Origin of the sequence: Methylomonas sp. Kb3 (genome assembly GCF_002834115.1) — a bacterium.
Taxonomy (GTDB): Bacteria; Pseudomonadota; Gammaproteobacteria; order Methylococcales; family Methylomonadaceae; genus Methylomonas; species Methylomonas defluvii.
In genome coordinates, this window is record NZ_PIZT01000025.1 from 1 (window position 1) to 24,255 (window position 24,255).

Annotated in this window: 20 protein-coding genes; 8 read left to right on the plus strand and 12 right to left on the minus strand. The window is 52.5% G+C overall.

The window, feature by feature from the left end; genetic code table 11:
- Positions 1–325: 325 nt before the first annotated feature.
- The 10 genes from CWO84_RS13875 to CWO84_RS13920 all read right to left on the minus strand — a co-directional run bounded on the left by CWO84_RS13875 (position 326) and on the right by CWO84_RS13920 (position 10,815).
- A complete protein-coding gene (locus tag CWO84_RS13875) occupies positions 326–1,138 on the minus strand; it encodes an arylamine N-acetyltransferase (RefSeq protein WP_033158823.1) in 813 nt (270 codons plus the stop codon).
- Between the two features lie 99 nt (positions 1,139–1,237).
- Positions 1,238–1,702 carry a metallophosphoesterase family protein gene (locus tag CWO84_RS13880; RefSeq protein ID WP_101053291.1) on the minus strand — a complete coding sequence of 155 codons (465 nt, stop codon included), beginning with the start codon at positions 1,700–1,702 and terminating at the stop codon, positions 1,238–1,240.
- A 58-nt stretch (positions 1,703–1,760) separates the two neighbouring features.
- Positions 1,761–1,979 carry a hypothetical protein gene (locus tag CWO84_RS13885; protein WP_033158807.1) on the minus strand — a complete coding sequence of 73 codons (219 nt, stop codon included), beginning with the start codon at positions 1,977–1,979 and terminating at the stop codon, positions 1,761–1,763.
- Entirely contained in the window at positions 1,976–2,548 is a 573-nt protein-coding gene (locus CWO84_RS13890) for a zeta toxin family protein (protein ID WP_033158806.1), read from the minus strand. Before CWO84_RS13890 ends, CWO84_RS13885 begins: the two co-directional genes overlap by 4 nt.
- A complete protein-coding gene (locus tag CWO84_RS13895; RefSeq protein WP_051670403.1) occupies positions 2,530–3,957 on the minus strand; it encodes a restriction endonuclease subunit S in 1,428 nt (475 codons plus the stop codon). The genes CWO84_RS13890 and CWO84_RS13895 overlap by 19 nt, the downstream gene beginning before the upstream one ends.
- Positions 3,944–6,121: an N-6 DNA methylase gene (locus CWO84_RS13900; protein WP_033158805.1), complete on the minus strand. Its 2,178-nt coding sequence runs from the start codon at positions 6,119–6,121 to the stop codon at positions 3,944–3,946. Before CWO84_RS13900 ends, CWO84_RS13895 begins: the two co-directional genes overlap by 14 nt.
- Positions 6,122–6,492: 371 nt before the next feature.
- The gene (locus CWO84_RS13905; protein ID WP_225892858.1) at positions 6,493–7,038 is read right to left on the minus strand and encodes a Uma2 family endonuclease; all 546 of its coding nucleotides are present in this window, start codon (positions 7,036–7,038) and stop codon (positions 6,493–6,495) included.
- Between the two features lie 69 nt (positions 7,039–7,107).
- Complete coding sequence (gene uvrA / locus CWO84_RS13910; protein ID WP_033158804.1) at positions 7,108–9,924, minus strand: excinuclease ABC subunit UvrA; 2,817 nt, start codon at positions 9,922–9,924, stop codon at positions 7,108–7,110.
- Between the two features lie 107 nt (positions 9,925–10,031).
- Positions 10,032–10,460 carry a hypothetical protein gene (locus CWO84_RS13915; protein ID WP_033158803.1) on the minus strand — a complete coding sequence of 143 codons (429 nt, stop codon included), beginning with the start codon at positions 10,458–10,460 and terminating at the stop codon, positions 10,032–10,034.
- 13 nt (positions 10,461–10,473) lie between these two features.
- The gene (locus CWO84_RS13920; protein WP_033158802.1) at positions 10,474–10,815 is read right to left on the minus strand and encodes a coiled-coil domain-containing protein; all 342 of its coding nucleotides are present in this window, start codon (positions 10,813–10,815) and stop codon (positions 10,474–10,476) included.
- Between the two features lie 128 nt (positions 10,816–10,943).
- Here CWO84_RS13920 and CWO84_RS13925 point away from each other — a divergent pair, with 128 nt between their 5' ends.
- Both CWO84_RS13925 and CWO84_RS13930 read left to right on the plus strand, forming a co-directional pair.
- Positions 10,944–12,353, plus strand: coding sequence for an MFS transporter (locus CWO84_RS13925; protein WP_101053293.1), 1,410 nt, complete (start codon positions 10,944–10,946; stop codon positions 12,351–12,353).
- A gap of 36 nt (positions 12,354–12,389) precedes the next feature.
- Positions 12,390–12,851 carry a single-stranded DNA-binding protein gene (locus tag CWO84_RS13930; RefSeq protein ID WP_101053295.1) on the plus strand — a complete coding sequence of 154 codons (462 nt, stop codon included), beginning with the start codon at positions 12,390–12,392 and terminating at the stop codon, positions 12,849–12,851.
- 420 nt (positions 12,852–13,271) lie between these two features.
- On the opposite strand, the gene CWO84_RS24415 is transcribed toward CWO84_RS13930, so the two are convergent.
- Complete coding sequence (locus CWO84_RS24415; protein WP_165786324.1) at positions 13,272–13,409, minus strand: hypothetical protein; 138 nt, start codon at positions 13,407–13,409, stop codon at positions 13,272–13,274.
- Positions 13,410–13,442: 33 nt separating this feature from the next.
- On the opposite strand from CWO84_RS24415, the gene CWO84_RS13935 reads away from it, so the two are divergent.
- From CWO84_RS13935 to CWO84_RS13960, 6 genes are all read left to right on the plus strand, one after another.
- The gene (locus CWO84_RS13935) at positions 13,443–17,243 is read left to right on the plus strand and encodes a response regulator (protein ID WP_276308158.1); all 3,801 of its coding nucleotides are present in this window, start codon (positions 13,443–13,445) and stop codon (positions 17,241–17,243) included.
- A 7-nt stretch (positions 17,244–17,250) separates the two neighbouring features.
- Positions 17,251–18,246 carry an HD domain-containing phosphohydrolase gene (locus tag CWO84_RS13940; protein WP_101053299.1) on the plus strand — a complete coding sequence of 332 codons (996 nt, stop codon included), beginning with the start codon at positions 17,251–17,253 and terminating at the stop codon, positions 18,244–18,246.
- 171 nt (positions 18,247–18,417) lie between these two features.
- Positions 18,418–19,581 (plus strand): ABC transporter permease, encoded by a 1,164-nt coding sequence (locus tag CWO84_RS13945; protein ID WP_101053301.1) that lies wholly within the window; start codon positions 18,418–18,420, stop codon positions 19,579–19,581.
- A 2-nt stretch (positions 19,582–19,583) separates the two neighbouring features.
- Positions 19,584–20,375, plus strand: a complete 792-nt coding sequence (locus tag CWO84_RS13950; RefSeq protein WP_033158798.1) for an ATP-binding cassette domain-containing protein — start codon at positions 19,584–19,586, stop codon at positions 20,373–20,375.
- A complete protein-coding gene (locus CWO84_RS13955) occupies positions 20,372–21,364 on the plus strand; it encodes an MlaD family protein (protein WP_101053303.1) in 993 nt (330 codons plus the stop codon). The genes CWO84_RS13950 and CWO84_RS13955 overlap by 4 nt, the downstream gene beginning before the upstream one ends.
- Positions 21,365–21,396: 32 nt before the next feature.
- Positions 21,397–21,990 carry a PqiC family protein gene (locus CWO84_RS13960; protein WP_165786325.1) on the plus strand — a complete coding sequence of 198 codons (594 nt, stop codon included), beginning with the start codon at positions 21,397–21,399 and terminating at the stop codon, positions 21,988–21,990.
- Positions 21,991–22,052: 62 nt separating this feature from the next.
- On the opposite strand, the gene CWO84_RS13965 is transcribed toward CWO84_RS13960, so the two are convergent.
- The gene (locus CWO84_RS13965) at positions 22,053–24,203 is read right to left on the minus strand and encodes an adenylate/guanylate cyclase domain-containing protein (RefSeq protein ID WP_101053307.1); all 2,151 of its coding nucleotides are present in this window, start codon (positions 24,201–24,203) and stop codon (positions 22,053–22,055) included.
- Positions 24,204–24,255: the final 52 nt, after the last annotated feature.

Below are 24,255 nucleotides of genomic sequence, written 5' to 3' on the forward strand. Positions count from 1 at the left end.
CGCTTCGAGAAATGGCGCCGAAACCGAAGGTATATCGGTAAATTTCAACAGCCTGTTAAAGTGCTCGCCGAGTTTGGAAATAAATTTCCCCTGCTACATCATACGTATGAGAATACCAAAATCATTTTTTTAACACCCGGTTTGCCTTGCTGATAGCACGTGACCTTTGTATTAGCCAGTTGTGTCACCATTTCCAAGCAAAAGCCGTTCCAGACATCTTGAGCGATGGATAAATCGTCAAGTTTGCTTGAACAAATAGGCAAATTTGCCGAGTACCTGCTCAGACAGGGCGCTGCAATGCCGATAAAACCCGCCGGACAAATGCTTAGTTATCCCGGTTTAATGCCAAACGCTCGGCGAGGCGGCGCAACTGCTCACTGTTGAGCGCTATATCAAACTGCTCGTCCAGCAAGTCATTTAATTGCGCCTGGCTGTCAATTGAATGGCTAATTTTCTCATCCGCGCGGCATCTTGAAAAATGGGTATTGAACAATTGTACCCAGCCTTCGTCGGTATTCCGGCAAATCAATAAATTTTGCGACAGCAGCGATTGGTCCCAGATTGTGCATACCAAGTTGGCCGCGTCCAGGTCGCAGCGTTGCACTGTTGAGCGGTCGAAACTATACAAGGCAAACCACTCGCCGTCCTGTAGCCGCTCCAGCACCGTTTCTCCAGATTCCGCCTCCTCGCGCAACCGAAACTGGTTATGATCCTGGCTTTGCGTTTGCTCGGTATTCAGGCGCAGCGGTCGATAGTGGCTGGGGCCGCCGAAGCCGGCATCGACCAGCCAGGAGTCGCCTTCAGCCTCCACGATAAATGCCAAATGCAGGCGCGGTCCGCCTTCGTTGCGGCCCATTCGCACTCTAGCCATAATCGGCTGATACGCAAATCCCAACTCGTCCAGCGCCTGTCCAAACAACCCGTTCAATTCGAAACAATAGCCGCCGCGTCGATTGGCGACGATCTTTTCCATCAACGCCGCCGTTTCCAACTCGGGCAGCAAGCCCAATAGCGGATTGATGTTTTCGAATGGAATAGCGCCGAGTTGCGCCTGTTGCAATTGGCTGAGCCCGGCGAGGCTGGCCTCCGGTTTGGCTATGCCGATGCGGTTTAGGTAAGCGTTAAAATCAAAACTCATGAGGTAATCTTGTAGAGTAAAAAAGCGGTTAAACGGAAACGAATCGTGCGCCGGCATGATCCTGCAGGTGACAACGATAACAAATTCTTGCAATCGGTTTCAAACCGCCAACTCAACGATTCGCGCCTCGATTGCCGTATCCCTGATGACAAGTTCGGCAACGGCTATCGGCAATTTAAATCGGCGTGGACCAGCGCTGCCGGGGTTGAGATACAGCACGCCATCACGTTCTTGAATCGATGGTTTATGCGAATGGCCGGAGATAACGACACGAATCCCGGCCGCGACCGGATCGATGGGCAACTCGGCCAAGTCATGGATCACATAAAGGCACGCTTGCTCAACCGTCACACTGGCACTAAGCGGCAATTCATCAGCCCAAGCGCCTTTATCGTTGTTACCACGTACCGCCGTAACCGGCGCCAACTCGTTCAGCCGCTGCAACACCTCCTGTTTGCCGATGTCGCCGGCGTGGATAATCCGCGCGCAACCCTGCAACGCCGCCAGCGCCTCGGGGCGGAGCAAGCCGTGGGCGTCTGAGATGATGGCGAGACGGTGGGACACAAAGAAGATGATTTGGATGAGGTTGAATCAAAACGGAGTCATCCCGATTGTGGTGTTTTTATCCATCGGTTCGACTAGACGGTGTTGAGCTGCTCGGTACTTGCTTCAAGTGCTCTGGCGCATCGTCGCCAATCGCAAACGGCTCCTTGCCTTCCCATTGCACCACATATTGACCGAGACGCCGCTTGCGTTCCAGGGTTTTGTTGACGGCAAGTTGCAGGCAGTCCAACATCGCCTGCGTGTCGGAGTTAAGAATAGGTTTGGATGGTTCGATCATGATTGGGCCTGCTTTTGCAACAAGGCAAAAAATTCGGGATTGATTACTTCGCGGTTCATGCCACATTGCTGGAAAACCAGTTCCGGGACACCGCCGCTGTTCATAAAGCAGCGAGTTTGACGAGTCTTGGCTGCGAAAATGTTTAACAAATTATAAAGACTACGCGGAAAACGCCTGGCGACATCGGTATCGGCAATGTGATGGCCTCCGTGAGCAACCCGTTCCGCCACCCGCAGACGCGACATTTCGGCGCTGGGCAGGGCCAGATAAATCAATTCCACCCGCCAGTCAGTCGCTTGCAAACGGTCTATCAATTTCAAATAACCGCGCCCGGCCAGCGTGGTTTCAAATGCAAAATCTTGGCGCGCTGCGATGCAATCCTCGATCTCGTGCAGAAACAAACGGCTGGCGGCCGCCAAGTGTTGTTCGGGTGCCAGCGGCGACAGGCCCGCGGCAATTAAATCGGCGTTGATGAAACGCCGGCAGCCCGCCACCGAAGGCAGGTATTCCAACGCGAAGGTGGTTTTACCCGCGCCGTTGGGGCCGGCGATTATCCAGCAGGTGGGCATGGCTCGCCTCCGCTGTCGCCCAAAATCATCCGTTCCACCTCGGCCTTGGCGTCGGCCAGGATTTGCGCGGCTTCGGTTTGGAGTTGTTGGGCTTGGGTTTTAATATCTGCAATATGTTGTGCTATTTCATTTTGTTTACCTATTGGAGGAAACGGTATATACAAACGTCTGAAAAAGTCTGGTGATACTCTTTGATGTCCAGTAGCGCCACCAAAAAACAGCATGGCTTCTTCGCGCAGATAATTTAGTCGTAGTAGAGCATGCAAATAATCGATGTTATTTCCTTCGGTGGCTCTAAATACAAAATATTCAGTTGATCCAAGTCCAAAGCCATTCACGAGATTTCTTGCTACAGCTGACTTACCATTTTGCATGCAAGGCGTGATTCTTGCCCAAATTAGATCATCCTCGCAAAATGGAGTGTAGCCAGATGAGTTTGATAAGTGGATGGTTTCCTCCGTCGATGTAATCGATCCGGTTTGATCGGAAATTTTCTCCATTGGCACAAAAGAACATGATTCAACGTTTATCACCGTTTTTGGATTAAACTCGAAAGCTCTTGTCAGGCGTATCATTGAGAATTTTGCCGATTTCAAGGAAAACTCGCTTTGATGTACCGGCGCATCAAAGCGCCAACCGGATATTTGATTAAAACTAACCTTGAATATCCTTTTTTCAATAGTTTTGTTTTTATTAGGAACAGTAATACCTAATTCTGATAATAAATAGCCATCAATTCCCGCCAAAAGCTCTTGGGATTGTTGTTCTTTTTGTTTTGCCGACGCAGAAACATTCGAATACGCTTGAACGATTTTTTCCTGTTTTTCTATTGTTGGAATTTTAGGAAAAAATAAGTTTTTAATACGATCTAAACCAAGCTTAGGGATGGTTGTCTGAATATAATTTAATTCGATCTGTTTTTGAACGATTGGCAAGTTTAAAAGCAGATTAAAATAAGCTTCCAAAACGGAATCCGTCTTGAGGGTAATTTTTGCGCAGTTCTCAGTCAGAATGACTCTTTTATTCAAAGGGATATTTTTAATTAAAGTCACTCTGCCAATGGTGCCAGCGATTGATATGGCTATTTGATTATTGCGTATCTCATAGCGCTCCAAAAAAGCAAATACATCAGAATCAATGTGTCGAAGTTTTTGAAAATCAATTTCTCCTTCGTCATTAAAGTCAGTTACCCGTAAATAAAGGTATTCTGTTTCATCTTGTGAATAGTCGTAGCCCAAAGGGATTCGTTTGCCGCCATTTACATTTGCGATGGAGGATAGTTTGATAAAGTCAGTTAGATCGGGTAGCTCCAAATGAAATTGAGGGTCGAATCGACCTGCCAGCTGAGAATAACTAACCAAAAAAACTTTGTGGATACCAACGTTTGGATTGAAACTAAAAGGGCTCATTCTCAACCTGCTCCAAAATAAACCTTGCCAATTCCGCGCCAATTATATCCAGCTCATTCTTGCCGGTCTGCTTGCCGGTGGCGTCGTAGCCAATATCCTCGGCAATCGCCATGAATATCGGGTAATCGGGCAGGGCGCTTTGTTTTTGCAGCAAATATGCCTCTTCCAGCTTTTCCTTCAATTCGTTGATTTGCTCGGTAAATTCGGTGCTTTTTTCGGCTTTCCAGGTTTTATAGGCTTCGGTTTTCTTGAATTCATTCAATTCGCCGTCATATTCCGCGCCGCTGGCGTTGTTCAGCACGTCTTTCTTGGTCTTTTCGATGCCTTCGACTTCGGTCTTATAGCTGTGCTCGCTCAATAGCGCGGCTTGGACGTTGAGTTTAAGCTGGCGGATTTCCTCGCTGACTTCGGCGCTGTATTTGCGCAAAAACAAGACGCTGCTTTTCACGCCGGCGCCGTTGGCGGTGAATGCGGTTTGCGGCAGGCTGACCACGGCGACGATGCGATACCACTCCTCGATTTGGTCGCGGACGTATTGCAGGCTGCTGTTGGTCAGTACGCCGTCGGGGATGACGATGGCCAAGTAACCGCCGGCGTTCAAGAACTGGTGGCATTGCTCGATGAACAACACTTCGGTGCTTTGGCTGTCGCGGTTCTTGACGCCGCTGTTTTTTAGGTCCAACCAGGAGGTGTCTTTCTGGCCGAAGGCGTAGGTATCGAGATAGGCTTTTTCGGTGAGTTTGACCGCGCTACCAAACGGCGGATTGGTGATGATGAAGTCGAAGCGGCCGTATTCGAAGCCGTGGTTTTTGCTGATTTCCTGCAACTTGGCGTCTTTCAGCAAACCGTCGGCGGTGATGACGTTGGTGTGGCCGTCGTCGTGGATGATCATGTTCATCTTGGCGGCGCGGCTGATTTGCTCGTTGATTTCGATGCCGTACAGACGCTTTTCGGCAAAGTCGTGCCAATGTTGCCAGTGTTCCTTGCTGTCCGGGTTGTAGAATTCGTTCGCTTCGCGGCGGACTTTTTCCAGGGCATGCAACAGAAAACCGCCGCTGCCGCAAGAAGTATCCAATACCAGCGATTCGTGAGTGATCGGCAACACATCGACGATGAATTTCACGATAGGCCGCGGGGTGAAATATTGGCCGAAGCTGCCGCGAAAGAACGAGTCCATGAAGGTTTCGAAGGCGCGGCCCTTGCTGTCGAGGTCGGTTTTGTTGAGGTTGATGTCTTGCAGGTATTCGACGATGGTACGCGCCCGTTCGTGGGTCAGGCGGATGTTGTCGCGGAACACTTCCGGGTCTTTTTTGCGACCTTCTTCATAGAGGGCGTTAATGCGGGCAAACAACGCGGCGTTGGTTTTTTGTTTGGCGTCGAGCTGCTTTTCGTCTTCGTTGGCACCCTTGCCGTCTTCCTGGATGACTTGAAAGTCGTAAGGTTCGCCAGCCTTGCGAGCCTTGCGCTCGTCCCAGATTTTGCAGAAGATCAGTTTGTCCAGTTCATCGAAGGCTTCCGACGGGTTGAGTTGTCCGCCGGCCCACAGGGCGTTATGGGCCAGTTTGAAACGGCGGGTCAGTTCGTCCTCCGCAACTACTTGCAGCTCGAAAAACTTTTGTTCGCCGGTCTTGTGTTTGAGCTTGTCGGCGCCCTTGACGAATTTGTAGGGTGCCAGTTTATCGACGCCGTAGGGCGGAATGTCGGACTCGGATTTGCGGGTGTTCTTACGCTTATCGACCTGGAAAAATTCGTTTTTGATCTTGGATGTGACCCAGACCCATTTGACGTTATTGGGCAGCGCGAAGGCGTAGGAATAGGCTTGATCGATGGCTTGGGCGAATTCGGCGTCGGACACGTCTTGTTTCTTGCATTCGACCAGGATATGCGGCTCCAGGCATTCGTCGTCGTTGTAAACGACGATGTCGGCTTCCTTTTTGTCGGAACCCATTTTGACCGACACGAAGTTTTGTACCCGGTGCTTGAGATAGCCGTATTGGAGAATCAAACGGCAATAGGTTTCGGCTTGAACTTGTTCTTCCGGGTTAGTGAATAGTCGGCTTTTCTTTTGTTCGAGATATTCGATGCGTTTGTTCTCGTCGGACAGCTTGATCAAGCCTTTTTCAACGCCCTGTTGTATGTAGTCGATGACTTGATTGTCCGTCATGTGTTGTTGCTAGTCTGTTTGTCGGTTCGTTTGGGTAAGTGATTTTAACAAAAGCGTCAATATGGTTTTGGCGTGATTAATGTGCCTCCAAATCCGTAAGGTGGATGCGAGAAGGGCTATCTCCCTGATTTACGCGGATACTCAGCGGCACCCAGTAAGTGGAATCATGTCTCGTACGTGGAATCCAGCAACCAGCCTAGTTGCTTAGGCTTTTGTTTAGTATCCAAGCCCAAGTTTGGATACAACTTCTCGGAAGTTACTGCTTTCCCTTTTGTTTGAGAAAACTGGAGCTTGGTCTTCAGACAATCGCGGTGGGCTGGTAAATTTTCAATAATCCTTAGGCAGCCGCGCCACCAACTCGTCCCAACTAATCACAATATCCGGCAGAATGCCGACTTGGGTTTCACTTTCCAATCGATAAAGCTCCGGCTTACCGTATTCGCCGTTTTGCAGGCGTAGATGGTCAGCATACGGTCGATGGGGTGGACCAACCAATATTCGCGGACGCCGGCGCGTTGGTACAGGTCGCGCTTTTTGATTTGGTCGTGGCTGGCTGTAGACGGCGACAATACTTCCACTACCCAGTCCGGCGCGCCGCGTACGCCGCGTTTGTCCAGTTTGGTGGGGTCGCAAACGACTAATACATCGGGTTGAACGACGCTGGCTATCAGTTCATCGGCTTCGTCACGCTTTGGCAGGCGCACGTCCACCGGCCCGATGAAGATTCGGCAGGGTTTGCCTTGTAAGACGTTGGTGGCTTGACAATAAATTTCGCCGGCAACGTCTTGATGGGCCAAATCGGGTGTCGGCGGCATCAGATAGGCATCGCCGTCGATCAATTCGTAGCGCAAGTCGTCAGGCCACTGCAAATAATCGCCGTAAGTGTGTTGTTGCCGATCTTTTAAGGCTAAACCCATTACTGTTCTCCTATCAGTTGTCTGTTAGTCATTCATCCTAATCAGTCCGCCATTTAGCGGCAAGCGGTACTATTCGAAAAACCGTTTCAGATACGTTCCGGTATGCGAACTTTTATGCTTCGCGATTTGCTTAGGCGTACCTTCCGCCACCAGCATGCCACCGCCGCTACCGCCTTCCGGGCCCATGTCCACAATCCAGTCGGCGGTTTTGATCACGTCCAGGTTGTGCTCGATGATGATCACGGTGTTGCCGTGGTCGCGCAGGGTGTGCAACACGGTCAGCAATTGTTTGATGTCATGAAAATGCAATCCGGTGGTCGGTTCGTCGAGAATGTACAAGGTGGTGCCGGTGTCGCGTTTCGATAGCTCTTTCGCTAGTTTCACCCGTTGCGCCTCGCCGCCGGACAGGGTCACAGCGTTTTGGCCGAGGGTGATGTAGCTTAAGCCCACATCAATTAAGGTTTGCAGCTTGCGGGCCAGGCTGGGGATGGCCGAGAAGAATTGGGTGGCGTCTTCCACGGTCATTTCCAGCACTTCGTGGATGGTCTTGCCTTTGTAGCGGATTTCCAGGGTCTCGCGGTTATAGCGTTTACCGTGGCAAATGTCGCAGGGTACGAAGATGTCGGGCAGAAAGTGCATTTCCACTTTGATCACGCCGTCGCCGGCGCAGGCTTCGCAACGGCCGCCCTTGACGTTGAAGCTGAATCGGCCTGGCGTGTAACCGCGCGAACGCGCTTCCGGCACAGCCGAGAATAATTCGCGGATCGGCGTGAAGATGCCGGTGTAGGTGGCTGGATTCGATCTTGGCGTGCGGCCGATGGGACTTTGGTCGATATCGACCACTTTGTCGAACTGCTCCAGGCCTTCGATGGCCGCGCACGGCGCCGGAATACAACTGGCGCCGTTGATGACGCGGGCGGCATGGCTGTAAAGCGTGTCGTTAATCAAGGTCGATTTGCCGGAACCGGACACGCCAGTGACGCAGGTCAGCAAACCGACCGGGAAACTGGCCGTGACATTTTTTAGGTTATTGCCGAATGCACCCTTAATCGTCAATTGCCGGGCCGGATCATTGGGCGTGGTTTTCTTCGGCACGGCAATGATTTCCGCACCGGATAAATAGCGGCCGGTCAACGAATGGGTATCGGCCAGAATTTGCGCCGGTGTGCCTTGTGACACAATCTGCCCGCCGTGGACGCCGGCACCAGGGCCAATGTCGACCAGATGGTCGGCGGCGCGGATGGCGTCTTCGTCGTGTTCGACCACAATCACGGTGTTGCCCAAGTCGCGCAATCGAAACAGCGTGTTCAGTAGGCGTTCGTTGTCGCGTTGGTGCAAACCTATCGACGGTTCGTCCAGCACGTACATCACTCCCACCAGGCCGGCGCCGATCTGGCTGGCCAAACGAATGCGCTGCGCCTCGCCGCCGGACAGCGTATCGGCGCTACGGTCCAGCGTCAGATAATCCAATCCCACGTTAACCAAAAACTCCAGCCTTTCCTGAATTTCCTTATTGATCTTGGCGGCGATTTCGCCACGGTGGCCGGGAATATTCAGTTGCTGAAAAAAACTCAGAGTTTGTTTAATCGGCAAGCGGGTGACGTGATGTAAGGGTTGCTCCTCGACAAACACATTGCGCGCGCCCAGATTCAAACGCGCGCCGTCACACACAGAACAGGTTTGTTGAGCCAAATATTTGGACAATTCATCGCGGACCATTTGCGAATCGCTTTCATGATAGCGGCGCTGCATATTGGGAATGATGCCTTCGAAAGAATGGCGGCTGGTTTTAGGTTTGCCGTTACCCATTTGGAAGGTAAAGCTGATTTTTTCCTCGCCGCTGCCATACAGAATTGCCGCTTGAATATCCTTGGAAATGTGCGAAAACGGCGCTTCCGGGTCGAAATTGTAATGCTCCGCCAATGCGCAGATGATTTGGTAGTAATAGGCGTTGCGCCGGTCCCAGCCGCGCACCGCGCCGCCGGCCAGGCTGATCTCGGGATTATGCACCACCAATTGCGGATCGAAGTGTTGGCGCACGCCCAGACCGTCGCAACTGGGACAGGCGCCTTTCGGGTTGTTAAACGAGAAAATACGCGGTTCCAGTTCGCTGAGACTGTAGCCGCAGTGCGGGCAGGCATAACGCTCGGAGAACAACAGTTGCTGATCGTTTTCCATCGACGCGGCAATTGCCAAGCCTTCCGACAAACGTAGCGCGGTTTCGAAGGATTCGGCCAAGCGCAACTGGATGTCGTCCCTAATTTTGAAACGGTCGACGATCACTTCGATGGTGTGTTTTTTCTTTAAATCCAGGGCAGGCGGCTCGTCCAACTCGTAGACTTCGCCGTCGATGCGGGCCCGTAAAAAGCCCTGGGCTTTTAAATCTTCCAGCAACAGCACATGTTCGCCCTTGCGGTCATTGATCACCGGCGCCAGCAGCATCCAGCGCTCGCCTTCCGGTTGCGCCAGAACCTGGTCGACCATTTGGCTGACGGTTTGCGCCTCCAACGACACGCCGTGCTCCGGACAGCGCGGAATGCCCACCCTGGCATACAGTAATCGCAGATAGTCGTAAATCTCGGTAATGGTGCCGACTGTGGAACGCGGATTGTGCGAGGTGGATTTTTGCTCGATGGAAATCGCCGGCGACAGGCCTTCGATATGATCGACATCCGGCTTTTCCATCATCGACAGGAACTGGCGGGCGTAGGCCGACAAGGATTCCACGTAACGGCGCTGGCCTTCCGCATAAATGGTGTCGAACGCCAACGACGACTTGCCGGAACCGGACAGGCCGGTGATGACTATCAGCTTGTCGCGCGGCAAGTCCAGATCGATGTTTTTTAAATTATGAGTGCGGGCGCCGCGTATGCTGATGGTATCCACTGTTGTGTTCCTGGAATTTTGTATAGCTGGATACTATACGGGGAATAGTGGGGCTTGGGCAAAGGGGGATTGACTGATGATTATGTTTTGACGAAGTGTGGGACTAATTACCAACGCCATTTGTATCGATCTTTGTTTTTCTTATGTAAAGCAGCATCGTCTTTTAGATAAAGGCGTTGCCAACCTTGGCCGAATATGCCGACCCAAACAAAAAAAACGGACATCATAAGTGACAGACCAATACCCCAGAATTTTTCAGAGATAGTTCCGGAAGAGCGCATTATTTCGATAGTAACACCAGCAAAAGGAATTGCCGCAGTAAAACATACGACACGCCTAATGAATAACCATCCAGTTGCCGCAATTTTTTCGGCTGCTGTTGGAGTTCCAGTTTCCCGAGAACTGAAATAGTAGGAAACCAAAATGGCTCCGGTGCAAATAGCAAAAAACAAAAAGGCTATTTTAGTGATCCCCAAGCTAACTAATGATATTAAGGCGGCAATTGCTAACGTAGGTAAGATAAGATGTTTTTTCATGCTTTTGTGAGACTTATGCCAATGCACTCAACTTAAGCAACAACGCCGAAATCAAGGCAGTTTGCAACAAGCCCACGCTGACTATCCAGCGGATCAATTCGCTTTTGGTTTCGGCCAATTTGGCGTCTTGCTTCAGCTCCAGCTCCTTGATGTCGCGCTTAAGGCCGGTTTCCAGTTCCTTTAAGTCGCGCTTGGTCGATAAATCATCCAAATCGTAATCGTGTTTCGCTTGTTCCAAGGTTGCGGAAATGGCGGTTTTTTGCAACTTGGTGATGATTTCCGCTTGCTCTTCGCTAAATCCCGCTCCTTTCAGTTCTTTCACAAATTCATGGGTGTCGAACATGATCGCAGTCATTTTGGTTTCCTAGATGGAGATTTTTTGCTGCATTCTAACACGCGAAAATCCTTGGCAAATACTCTTCAGGCTTCATACCGGCGCTGGAGTCTCGCCTTGATAAACTGGTACTATAGCCACCTTTAACGATGCAAGGCAAAGGGGAGTTGGGTTTGACACAGGTTCAGGATATTACCAGTCCGATGACGGCCATGGAGAAGCGGGCTACCGTGTCGCTGGCCAGTATCTATGCGCTCAGAATGCTGGGTTTGTTCATGCTGCTGCCGGTATTGTCGCTGTTTACCGAACAAATGCCCGGGTCGACGCCCAAGCTGGTGGGTTTGACGATGGGTATCTATGGCCTGACCCAGGCTATCCTGCAAATTCCGTTCGGTTTGTTGTCGGACCGTTTTAGCCGTAAGACCGTGATTGTGATCGGACTGATTCTATTCGTGGCCGGCAGCGTCTGGGCGGCGCTGGCAACCGATATTTACGGCGTGCTGATCGGCCGCGCGCTGCAAGGCTGCGGGGCGATTTCCGCTGCGGTCATGGCCTTGCTGGCCGACTTGACCCAGGAAGTACACCGCACCAAAGCCATGGCGACCATTGGTGCCAGCATCGGCGTGTCGTTCGGGGTGGCTATCACCCTGGGACCTATCATTGCCCATCATTTCGGCATTGCCGGCATCTTCTGGATGATTGCGGTATTGGCGGCGCTGGCCATTTTGGTGATTCTGTTCGTCGTGCCTAGCCCTGAAAAAATTACCACCCACCGCGATGCCGAGTACATCCCTTCGGAGCTGGGTTCGGTCATCAAAAATGCCGATTTGCTGCGCCTGAACTATGGTATTTTTGCGCTGCATTTGATTCTGATGGCCAGTTTCGTGGTCGTACCCTTGTTAATGCGCGATGCTGGTTTGCAAGGTGGGAATCACTGGATGGTGTATCTGCCGGTGTTGGTGACTTCGATGGCGATGATTATCCCCTTCGTGATCATCGCCGAGAAAAAACGGCAGATGAAGAAAGTGTTTATCGGCGCGATTGCCACCTTGGTGATTGCCAATATCGGTTTTGTGTTGCTGCACGGCGAGTTGGTCGGCTTGATCGCCTGCTTGTGGATTTTCTTCTGCGGTTTTAATTTGTTGGAAGCGACCTTGCCCTCATTGATTTCCAAAACCGCGCCCGGCGATTTAAAAGGTACGGCCATGGGTATTTATTCCAGCTCCCAATTCCTTGGTGCGTTCTTGGGTGGTGGCGCCGGCGGTTGGTTGTACGGCGAATTTGGCGCGGCGGCAGTATTTATGTTTTCGGCGGGCATCGCCGCCAGCTGGATAGTGATCGCGCTGTTCATGTCGCCCCCGCGCTATTGGGCCAACTTGCTGTTGTCCTTGCAAGCGGTCAAACCCGAACGCGGAGAGGAATTTTCTAAGCAGTTGTTAGCGATTAACGGCATCGAGGAAGTACGGCTGCATTTCGAAGAAAGTGCAGCGTATTTGAAAGTCGACAACCAGCAGCTAGACAAAAACCAATTAGGGCTTTTTTTGAAGCAGTGGCAGTAAGCCGCTGTTACTCGCAATTTTTACACGGAGAACACCATGCTGAATAAAGTTATGCTGATCGGCCGCCTCGGGGCCGATCCGGAAGTGCGCTATATGCCGAGCGGCGATGCTATTACCACCATCCGCCTGGCAACTAGCCGTCGTTGGAAAGACCGCAATACCAACGAGCGGAAGGAAGAAACCGAATGGCATCGGGTAGTGTTTTTTAGCGGTTTGGCAAAAATCGCCGGCGAGTACTTAAAAAAAGGCAGCCAATGTTATGTCGAAGGCCGTATTCGTACCCAAAAATGGCAAGGTCAGGACGGTCAAGATAGGTACACCACCGAAATCGTTGCCGACAATATGCATATGCTGGACAGTAAAAGCGGCGGCACTGCCAGCTACTCGGACAATAATACTCCGCCGGCCAGTAGCTATGACAATCGCTCTTCCGGACCTTCAGGCCCACAAGCTGCGCCGGCTTCCTATGACGATTTCGACGACGATATTCCGTTCTGAGACTTACCTTAGAACAAGCAAAAAGCCCCTACTCAGGGGCTTTTTTATAGCGTGCGAAATCTGTTTGTTCTGCGCCGTCTAAAACGCCACTTTACATATTATCCGCTGTCTATAGATGCTAGAGCCCCTCGATATTTGCCGCAATAAACTCATCTGGTAAGCTAGCGTTATAGAGGGCTACCTAAAGCACGGGGGGCATATGTTTTTCGGTTTGCGTAACATTTTCATAGCGGCTGACAAAACGTGCCGGTTGATACTTGCCGAGCAGCGTTGGCAATACACCGGTTCTGACGCAGCGACTGTCACCGATTCAGTACGTTCGTTAGTTGTTTTTAGACTGGAAGCTACACACCTGAATTGCTGCAGGATTGCTAATAAAGTGGCGTCCGGCATTGTTTTGCATGGATAACTTTTGCATTTTTATGCGTTGCGCAACCGCTGAATGTTGCAGGGTTTATCGCGGTGATTAAGGACACGCTGATTAAATTCTTCGACCCGCTCAGGGTTAACCAGCAGCGAAATCGGCGTGCTGAGCGTTTTCTGCAGATCCGCTTCCAACGAATTCCCATCCACTTGACTTCAATTGTGTCTGTGGCGATACCAATGGCCGCAGGTTTACTGCAATGGTCGCTATGGTCCGCGCTGTCGCCCCTGACCTGGAGTTTGTTTTATCCGGCGGTATTTTTAAGTGCCTACTTGGGAGGAGTGCTTAGCGGCCTGCTTGCTACCGCAATGGCCGTTTCAATGGGTATCTATTTTTTTATCCCGCCTGAGGGAAGTTTCAATGTCGCGGATGTGCGTTATTACTATTCCACGGCGATTTTTGCCTTGATGGGGCTGTCGTTTAATCTGGCCTTCGAACAATTGCGCCGCTCCAAAGCCGAGTTGCAGCGCATTGCCAGTTTGGAATCGGAGGTTAACCACCGGCGTTTGAACCAAGCACTTCGCGCTGCCAACGCCGGTATTTGGGAGTGGAATTTACAGACCAACGAAAATCAATGGGATGAAGGTTTGTGGCGCCTGTATGGCTTGGAGCCGTTTGCTTGCCAAGCAAGCTACGACGTCTGGCTGTCCACTGTGCATCCGGATGATCGCGCCATCGCGCAAGCGGCAATTCACCAAGCGGTACAGCAAAATATCGAGTTGAACGTGGAATGGCGGCTTGCCGCACTAGTCGACGGCCGGGAGCGTTGGCTGATGTCGCGTGGTCAACCAGAGTTGGATGAGAAAGGTCGGCCTCTACTCTATCGAGGTATTGTCTTAGACATCACCGAACGCCGGCAAATCGAGCAAAGCCTGATAGAAAAAGAACGGCTGCTGGCAGATTCTCAGGCCGTGGCTCATATTGGTTCTTGGGTTCGCTACCTACCTGGCGGCCAAGCGATGTGGAGCGAAGAAACCTTTCGGGTATTTGGCCTATCACCCGAAACCGATCAAGCCTTATCCATGGAGCAGTTGTTGGAAACGGTGCATCCCGATGACCGTGCCGCCAGGCGCGCCTGGCATCAGGACTGTTTGGCGGGTAACAGCGGTAACGGTTTGGAATACCGTATTTGTACCCCGCAAGGACAGCAGCGTTGGGTGTTGTCCAAAGCCAAACTGGAGACCACGGCCGATGGTCAACCCTGGCGCTTGATTGGGACCGTGCAAGACATCACCGAAGCCAAGCTTGCGGCCGCGGAAAAACAGCGTTGGATCGATGCATTCCGCTATTGCGGGCACGGCATAGCCATAGGCAACCCCGAGACCGGCCGCCTGGTAACCTGCAATCCGGCGTTTGCCGAGATGCTGGGTTACGACAACGCCGATCAGTTTGAAGGCCAACTCATTCTGTCCCTGTACGCGCCGGAATACGTCGAATCGGCCGCACAGCGTCTGCATGAAGCCGACCAATTCGGCAAAATACGTTACGAATCGGTTTATCGGCGCCAGGATGGTTCTAAGTTTGACGTGGCGGTGGATTTGGTCAGCGTCAAAAATGCCGAGCAAAAGGTGATGTATCGGGTGGCCACGGTACAGGACATCAGCGTGCGGAAAAAACAGGAAATGGAATTGCTGCAATATCGGGATCATTTGCAGAACCTGGTCGAACAACGGACGGAACAGCTCAACCAAGCCTTGCAACGCGCAGAGCATTTGACGCAGGTAAAAAGCAGTTTTGTGGCGAATATGAGCCACGAAATCCGCACGCCGATGAACGCGGTGCTGGGGTTTTGTTATTTGCTGGAACAACACGCGCTGAACGAAGAAGAACGCAGTTTGGTGCGGAAAATTCGTGATGCCGGGCGTTCTTTGTTGGCGATCATTAACGATATTCTGGATTTTTCCAAAATCGAGGCCGGACGCCTGGAGATCGAAAACCTGCCGTTCCGGCTCAGCGATATGTTCGATCACCTTGCGGCCTTGATGGCGGCGGCAGCCGACCACAAAAATCTGGAATTGATTATTATCCCGCCGGCCGGTGTCGATGCTCTGGTCGGCGATGGCCAGCGCATTCAACAAGTCTTGATTAATTTACTCGGCAATGCGATTAAATTTACCGAAAAAGGCGAAGTCGTGTTGCGCGTGACTGTCGATGATTGGCAAAGCGGCGATACGGTGGCGGTGCGCTTTGCCGTCAGCGATACCGGTATCGGTATTTCCGAACCGCAATTGGACGATGTGTTTGCCGCCTTTACCCAGGCAGATAATACAATCAGCCGCCGCTTTGGCGGCTCCGGCCTTGGCTTGGCAATTTGTCGCCAGCTGGTGAATTTGATGGGGGGCGAGTTGCGGGTAAACAGCGTAGCCGGCCAAGGCAGCGAATTTTGGTTTGTCCTGCGGTTGCAGCGGCATCTTGACTGCAATCCGGCGCAGTCTCTCCCGCATTTGCACCATTTGAAATTGCTGGTGGTCGATGATTGTGAGACTACGCGCGAAGCCGTCAATACCTCGGCGCGAAGTCTTGATTGGTATGCCAACGCCGTCGACTCGGGTGAGGCGGCAATCGTCGAACTGCTCGCCAGTCTGGAACGCGCCGAGCCATATGACGTGCTGTTGCTGGATTGGCCCATGGCGGATGTCGACGGTACGAGTATAGCCGAAGCTATCCGCGCTTCATTGGCGGCGGTTAACGCAGATCAGCCGCGTATAGCCATTATCTTGATGATCAGCTCATCCTATTCCCGGGAACTGCTGGCGGTTGATGCCGACATGAAGTATGTCGAGGGGATATTGAGCAAACCGGTAACCCCTTCCGCATTGTATAACGCCGTCGCGGCTGTATTGTCGAAATCCCCGCCGCTACCAGTTTTGCCGGATAAGTCGTCCAATTTGGCAGGCACTCGTATGCAAGGTCTGCGGATATTGGTGGTGGACGATAGCGACATCAATCGCGAAGTGGCCAGGCGCATTTTGGAGTCGGAGGGCGCGCAAGTCAGCTTGGCGTGCGACGGCCAAGACGCGGTGGATTGGTTGTTTAAAAACCCTGGTGCTGTGGATTTGGTATTGATGGATGTGCAAATGCCGCGCATGGACGGTTATGCCGCCACGCGGCGGATACGCAAAAATCCGGCGTGGTCTGATTTACCCATCCTGGCACTCACGGCCGGCGCCTTTAAAAACTTGCAGGAAGCAGCGCTGGAAGCCGGTATGAACGATTTTATCGCCAAGCCCTTTAACGTACCGCAAATGCTGGCTTTGATCAGGCGTTGGACCGGAAACAATTCGCCGCTCGGAGTGACGGGGCTGGCATCCGGCGATCCGGATGACGGGTTGATTCCCCGCGGCCAATCCGCCCCACTCATTGTGCCGACAACTCCAGACCCAGACGATTGGCCGGGAATCGATGTTAACGCCGGCCTAAAAATGTGGCATAAGCGCGATCTTTACCAGGCCTATCTGGCACGCTTTGTCGAACAGTATCGCACAGCCGGACGAGACATTAGTGTCGCTGCCGAGCAAGGACAACTTGCCGAGCTTGCCACCCTGACGCACAAGTTAAAAGGCGCGGCTTACGGTTTGGCTCTGACCGAGGTAGCCAAACGCAGCGTCGAACTGGAAACGGCCTTGCATCACAGTCAGCCGTTGGCTGCGCCTGCTGCAGCGCTGCAACAGGCGCTTGACGTGGTGATCATCAGCATCGGTAACTTAAGCGCAAACACCCTGTCACCGCTTGATCACAGTGCTCAACGCGAGGTGCACGATAGTATCAAACCCTTGTTAAGCGAATTGTTAACGGCGCTGGATGAAGATAACCCCGGTCATGCCGAGCGCCTATTGCTGAAATTGGCGGGCTTGGTGGATGCCGATTTATTGGTGCCGCTCGCGACACAAATTCGCGACTATAATTTTCGGCAAGCTGAAAGCTTAGTTCTGGCGTTAATAAGCCAGCTCGATATACCAAAACAGTAAGATACCCATGCCTAATAATCCGATTTTGATCGTGGATGACGAACCCGCGAATTTGGCGATACTTCGTGAAATTCTGGAGCCTACCTATCGTTTGGTGTTTGCGCGTAACGGTGAGGAAACCCTGCTGGCAGTTGCCAAACACCGGCCAAGTTTAATTTTGCTAGATATTCAGATGCCGGATATGAACGGCTACCAAGTTTGTCGGGCTTTGAAAGCCGATCCGGTCACCGAAACCATCCCGGTCATATTCGTCACGGCTTTGTCCGACTTGGGCGATGAAGAGCAAGGGTTTGCGGTGGGTTGTGTGGATTACTTGAGTAAGCCTGTTGTACCCAGTCTGGTGCGGGCGCGAGTAAAAACCCATTTATCATTGGTAAGAGCGACGCAGTTGGAAAAAAGCCACCGCGACGCCATCTATATGTTGGGCGAAGCCGGCCACTATAACGACAACGATACCGGGGTACATATTTGGCGGATGGCCGCTTATGCTAAAGCCTTGGCCTTAAACGTCGGCTGGACGTGTGCCGATGCCGAATTGCTGGAGTTTGCCGCGACGATGCATGATACCGGCAAAATCGGCGTGCCCGATGCGGTACTGAGTAAACCGGGTGCGCTGGATGAAGACGAATGGCGCATCATGCGCCGGCATTGCCAGATTGGTTACGATATTCTGTCAAAAAGCGATGCACCGATTTTTAAACTGGCGGCCGAAGTGGCCTTGTCGCATCACGAAAAATGGGACGGCACCGGCTACCCGAATGGGCTGGCTAACCTCAATATTCCCGAATCGGTGCGTATCGTCGGGGTGGCCGACGTGTTCGACGCGCTAACCATGCGCCGGCCTTATAAAGAAGCATGGTCGGTCGATAAGGCGGTCGCGACTATCCGCGAAGGCGCCGGGCAGCATTTCGATCCGGCGATGGTGACCTGTTTTCTGGATATTCAACCGCAAATTTTGCAAATCAAGGCCGACTGGGAAATTCGCGAATTGGCGAAAACTTGATAGGTACTGATAAGCTTTTTGCTGCCGACATGACGATTTTGAAGATGCAGGGCTATCCAGTCAGAGCAGTTGCTTCCGGCAATTTTTAGGAAAAATACTTCTCGGTCGGCTATTGCCATGCGTCGGTGTTCTGCGCATACTTGCGGCTAAGTTTTATCAGTATCAACAGGGATGAAAACGTCAAAAATCCTACCGCCAGCCATCAATAGTGCTCCAAGCTGCGCCATCAGCGCGATTCGCCAGGCAAAGACTTTGGAAATCTCGCTGTCCGGAGACTGGGTGCTGGATGCGCAATTACCCGCTTTGGAACCCATACTCGCGCAGATTGAAACCCAGGTTATCGAAAAAATCGTCGTGTCTACGGCGGCGCTTGGCCGTTGGGACAGCATGTTGGTGACGGAATTAATTAAGCTAATTGATTACGCCGAGCAAAAACAGGTGGGCGTGGATAAGGCCAGCTTGCCGGCATCGATTCAAGGCTTGTTGGCTCTGGTTGCCGCCGTGCCGGAGCGCGTCGATGCGCACCGCGAGCAAACCCAGAGGTCGTGGTCGCAGGCTTTGGCGGTCAGCACCGGAAAAGCCATTCAGCATGGCAAGGAGATGTTGATTTTTGTCGGGGAAATGATGATCAGCATCTTCGCCACGCTGCGCGGACAAGCCCACTTTCGCCGCCAGGATTTATGGCTGTATATTCAAGAGTGCGGGCCGTCGGCGTTGCCTATCGTCACCTTGATCAGCTTGTTGGTGGGGTTGATTCTGGCTTTCGTCGGCGCGGTGCAGCTGTCGTTGTTCGGCGCGCAAATTTACATTGCCAACTTGGTTAGTCTGGGCATGACCCGGGAAATGGGCGGTTTGATGACGGCGATTATTATGTCCGGCCGCACCGGCGCCGCGTATGCCGCGCAGATTGGTACGATGCACGTCAACAGCGAAATCGATGCGTTAAAAACCATGAACCTGGACCCGATGGCGTTTCTGGTGTTGCCGCGCATGTTGGCCTTGATCATCATCATGCCGCTTTTATGTCTTTATGCCGATTTGATGGGCATCATCGGCGGCGGCTTTGTAACGGTGAATTTTTTTGACGTGTCGCTGACCGAGTATCTGGACCGCACCGCCCATGCCGTGAAGATGAAGGATTTTATTATCGGCTTCGTGAAGTGCTCGGTGTTCGGGATTTTGATTGCGCTATCGGGTTGCATGCGCGGCATGCAATGCGGCCGCAGTGCCTCGGCGGTCGGCGATGCCGGCACCTCGGCGGTGGTAACCGCCATCGTGTTTATCGTCGTTGCCGACTCGGTAATGACCATCATCTGCAACCGGCTGGGGATTTAACGATGGCCGAGGCCTGCATTACAGTAAAAAATCTAACCATGACTTACGGCGATTTCGTGATTCAGCGCGATCTGAATTTTACGATCAATCGTGGCGACGTGTTTATTATCATGGGCGGCAATGGCTGCGGCAAAACCACCTTGTTGCGGCACATGATAGGCCTAAAGTCCCCGGCAAAAGGCGATGTCTGTTATGGCGATCAAGGCCTCTGGCAAGCCAATCCCAAAGCCCGCCAGCAAATTTTGGCACGCACCGGCGTGTTGTTTCAAAGCGGTGCTCTGCTCAGTTCGATGACCTTAGCGGAAAATGTGGCGCTGCCGATTACCGAAGCTACGCAGTTGCCAGCTAAAAAGGTGCGGGAGATTGTCTCCTATAAACTGGCGTTGGTCGGCTTGGCGGGATTTGAAGATTATTATCCCTCCGAACTCAGCGGCGGCATGCAAAAGCGCGCTGGTCTGGCACGGGCCATGGCCCTGGACCCGGAAATTTTGTTCTTCGACGAACCGTCGGCCGGCTTGGACCCTATCACCGCCAAATTACTGGACGATCTGATTCTGAGCCTGAGTAGCGCTTTGTCGGCCACCATCGTCGTGGTTACCCACGATCTAGACAGTATTTTCGCGATTGGCAACAATTCGGTGTTTCTGGATGCCGAAACCCGTACCAATATTGACGGTGGTTCCCCGCAAAAACTGCTGCACGAATCCAAACACCCCAACGTGATTCGATTTTTAAATCGCGGCGACCAAACCGAGCAAAATAGCAATCATCGACACATGAGGAGTCCTGCGTGAGCAAACAAGCCAATCCACTCGCCATCGGCGCGTTTTTGGTCGGCGCGTTGATTCTGCTGACGGCGGGCGTGATGATCTTTGGCGGCAGTGATTTTTTTAAGGATAAAAAACGCTTCGTGATTTTTTTCGACTCGGCTTTGAACGGTTTGAATGTCGGCGCGCCGGTTAAATTGCAGGGTGTGCAGATCGGTAACGTCAACGAAATTTCCTTGGTGATGGATTCTGCAACCGGCCGGATTTTCAAGCCGGTGGTCATCGAAATCGACCCCGCCTTGCTGCAAGATTTGTCAGTACAGCAATCCGGCGGCCACAGCAAAAAACAGCGTATGCAGGACGCGCAACGTCTGATAGACGCGGGCTTGAAGGGGCGGCTGGAGACGCAGAGCTTGCTGACAGGCTTACTCTATGTCGATCTTAATTTTTATAGCGATAAACCGGTCAATCTGATTAAGCTGGATTACAAAAACCTACCCGAGCTGCCCAGCGTGCCGACTACCGTTGACGAAATCCGCAATACCGCCGATGAAATTCTCAATCGCGCGCGTCAGCTGCCGGTCGAGGAGATGATGAAGAATTTGGCGGATACCCTCAGCGAAATGCGTAGTTTGCTGCAATCCGACGACACCAAGCAATCGTTGGCTGCTTTAGCTAAATCCTTGCAGGAAACTCAGCGTTTGATGGCGACGTTAAACAATCAGATCGGACCGTTGATGAGCAACGCCAATGGCGCTTTGAGCGATACCCGCACCACCTTGCAGGACTTTAACAAGGAATTGTTGCCGGTGTTGAAAGCCGCCGAACAAAGTCTGAACGCCGCTACCAAGGTGATGGAAGGCTCGCAAAACGCTTTGACCGCTGTCGAAACCTTGGCCGCGCCGGATGCGCAACTGGGGCAAGCCTTGGTGGAAATGCGCAATGCCGCCCGGTCCTTGAAGGATTTAACAGAGTCGCTGGAAAGGCGGCCGGAGTCGTTGATATACGGCAAATAGATTGGGTTGTTAATAGATTTAACCGGATGAATATGAAACACATAATTTATTTGCCAATGCTACTTTCAGCGCTGTTGTTGACCGCTTGCAGTAGTCAGCCGGTGCAGTTTTACATGTTGAGCGCCGAAACCGACACGCCGTCTGTTGCCGCCGTGTTACCGGCCGATACGGTGTTGGGCTTAGGCCCGATTCATTTGCCGGCGTATTTGGACAGGCCGCAGCTAGTCACTGCGCTGAGCGAGCATCAATATGAATTGGACGACCAACATCGCTGGGCTGAACGTCTGGATGACAATATTGCCCGGGTTTTGCGGCTTTCTTTAGCCAAACAACTGGGCATAGACCAAGTGGTTCGCTATCCCTGGACACCGCGTCAGGCTATCGATTACCAAATCAGCTTTGATATTCTCGAGTTACATCAAACCGCCAGCGGCCAAAGCCGCTTCTCCGTGCAATGGCAGTTAAAAAAAGCCGAACAAGTCGTGCTTGGAAAACGCTTCGAATGCAGCGAAGCGGCAGGTAAGGGCGCTGAAGCCAGTGTCGCTGCGCAAAGCCGTTGCTTGACTCGCTTTAGTATTGAATTGGCTCATGAAATTGCCGGACTGGGCTCAATTCTCCACCGTTGAAAGCGGCTAAGATCATCTGATCGTTCTGCTGGAACGCCATTTTTAGGTGTCGCTGCTACGGCTTATTTGCCATCCAACACCACGATTCTGTCCCATGCCAAAGGCGGCATTTCACTATAGTGTAAAGTTTTTTGCAGATAAAAACGGCTGGGTCCGTCGTTGGCGTCGACAACGAGTGCTGCTTGGAATAGGCGAGTGGCCTCCGGCCACCGGCCTTCCTGGAATGCGGCCAAACCGTCGGCAAACAGAGCGTGCATTTTGTTCGATGGGGGATCGCCGCTGATTTTTCCGACGACTTCCACTAGATTCAATGGCTCCGCACGGCCGACGACGCGAAACGTACCTACCGGTCGGGTAACGATGCCCTCTAAGTCGGTTGCGATGCTCTGCGCTGCCAGAATCCGCGTACCTAAATACTTGTTCACCCCCTGAATCCGCGACGCAATGTTGACCGTATCACCAATAGCCCGGTAATGACTGGAGCTGCCGGCGTCCAGGCTGCCCAGCGTTAGATCCCCTTCATGCAAGCCGATGCGGGTGGCGAGTGGTTCCTGGCTGGAGGAGAGGTTGAAAGACGCCACCGCCGTGGCCATTTCCAGCGCGGCCAAGCAGGCGCTGCGGCGTTGTTGCGTTGCCGGCGCATCGAACCACACCGCCATCATCGCGTCGCCGGTCACATCGGCTATGACACCGTCGTGGGACACTACCGGATGCCCCAACACCTGGTAATAGGTATTCAACAGCGTCCACATTTCCCGGGGTGAATGTTGGGCGGCGATGGCGGTGTAGTCTTCGATGTCGGTGGCTAGACACAAACCGGAAACATCTTTTTCGCTTTTAGCGATGCCGGCGTTAGCGCTTTCGGTCCATTGTCCCGGCGCCGCAGGCAACACGCCGACCCATTGCGGAAACACTCTACTGACGAATTCAAGTATCCGCCCGCGTTCGCGCATTAAGTCGTAGCGCGACCAGGCCAAGCTCAGCAGCCAAGATAGCGGCAATTGAATTAACAACGGCCCGGCGACAGGCAACCACCAATAGCGTTGGCCGAACAACCAGACAGCTGAGCCGGCGTAAGCCAAGGCAAACACCAGGCTGAGGACGATGCCGGGCCAGCCGGCTAATCCGACCAGCAACAGGGCGATAAGTAAGCCGAACAAGCTCGAAATTAGCCAACCCGGCGCAGGTATTTCTATAAAACGATCTTCCAGCAAGTTGGCGAATTGCGTGGCCATGATCTCCACGCCGGCCATTTTGCCGGTGCGCGAATCGGAATAAGGGGTTGGGAAAAAGTCGGATTTGCCGGGCGAAAATTGGCGATTGGCGCGGCCGACGAATATCACTTTACCTTGTAAGTCTTCAACCTTACCTTCGTAAACATCGGCGTAGGATTCCATTCTGAGCGTGCGCGGCGGGCCGTAGTAATTGAGATAGCGGCTGTCGCCTGCACAGATCAATTGCTTGGCGCGGTGGTCCAGATTAGGTGAGTTTGCACACGCTCGGCGCTGCGCAGTCAACCAAGCCGACAAGGGTTGTTCATTCGGATAGTCGCTGCTCGCTTGTTGGTAATAAAACCAGGCCAAAACCGGGAGGCTGGGTGCTTCGGCGAGTGCATCGTAAAAGGTCCAGGACTCGCGGATGTTGGCATTTTCCGAGTCGTTTATTAGATAAAACGGCGCACTATCTAGCGCCGCCTGAGCAATCACCGGGGTTGGTGACAGTTTGCGCATGACTATCATCTGCTCGGATAAGGTTGTCTCTGGTTCGCCTTCGCGGGCAATGGCGGGCATTTTATTACGGTCCGAACATTCTTCCCGCCCATAAAAGTCCTCGACGCCTCGGCGAAATTTTTGCACGCACTCATTGATCAAGATCTTGCCGGCAGCGCGCATTGCATTAGCTAGCGTAGGGTCTACGCTGGGGTTAGCGGCGATAAATTGTAGATCGAACACGATCAAACCCGCGCCTTGGTGGTGCAATTGGTCAAGCAGTTTTGCATGAAACTCTCGCCAGCGGGTCAAGTCTTGACCCACGCCCAAGCGAGTCTCGGACGCTTCGTCCATCGCGACAATTACCACTTGATCGGGTGTTGCTTGCGGGCCGCGGATTTTGAATAAGGTGTCCAAACCCAGTCTGCTTTCCGTATCGAAAGCTAAATCTACCAGCGTGCTTAGCAAAAACCCGAGAACGGTGATGCGTAACGAACGGGGCATAAGGAATGCCAGTCTGGACAATAGATATGACGGCGGACTGCACGCGCGATCC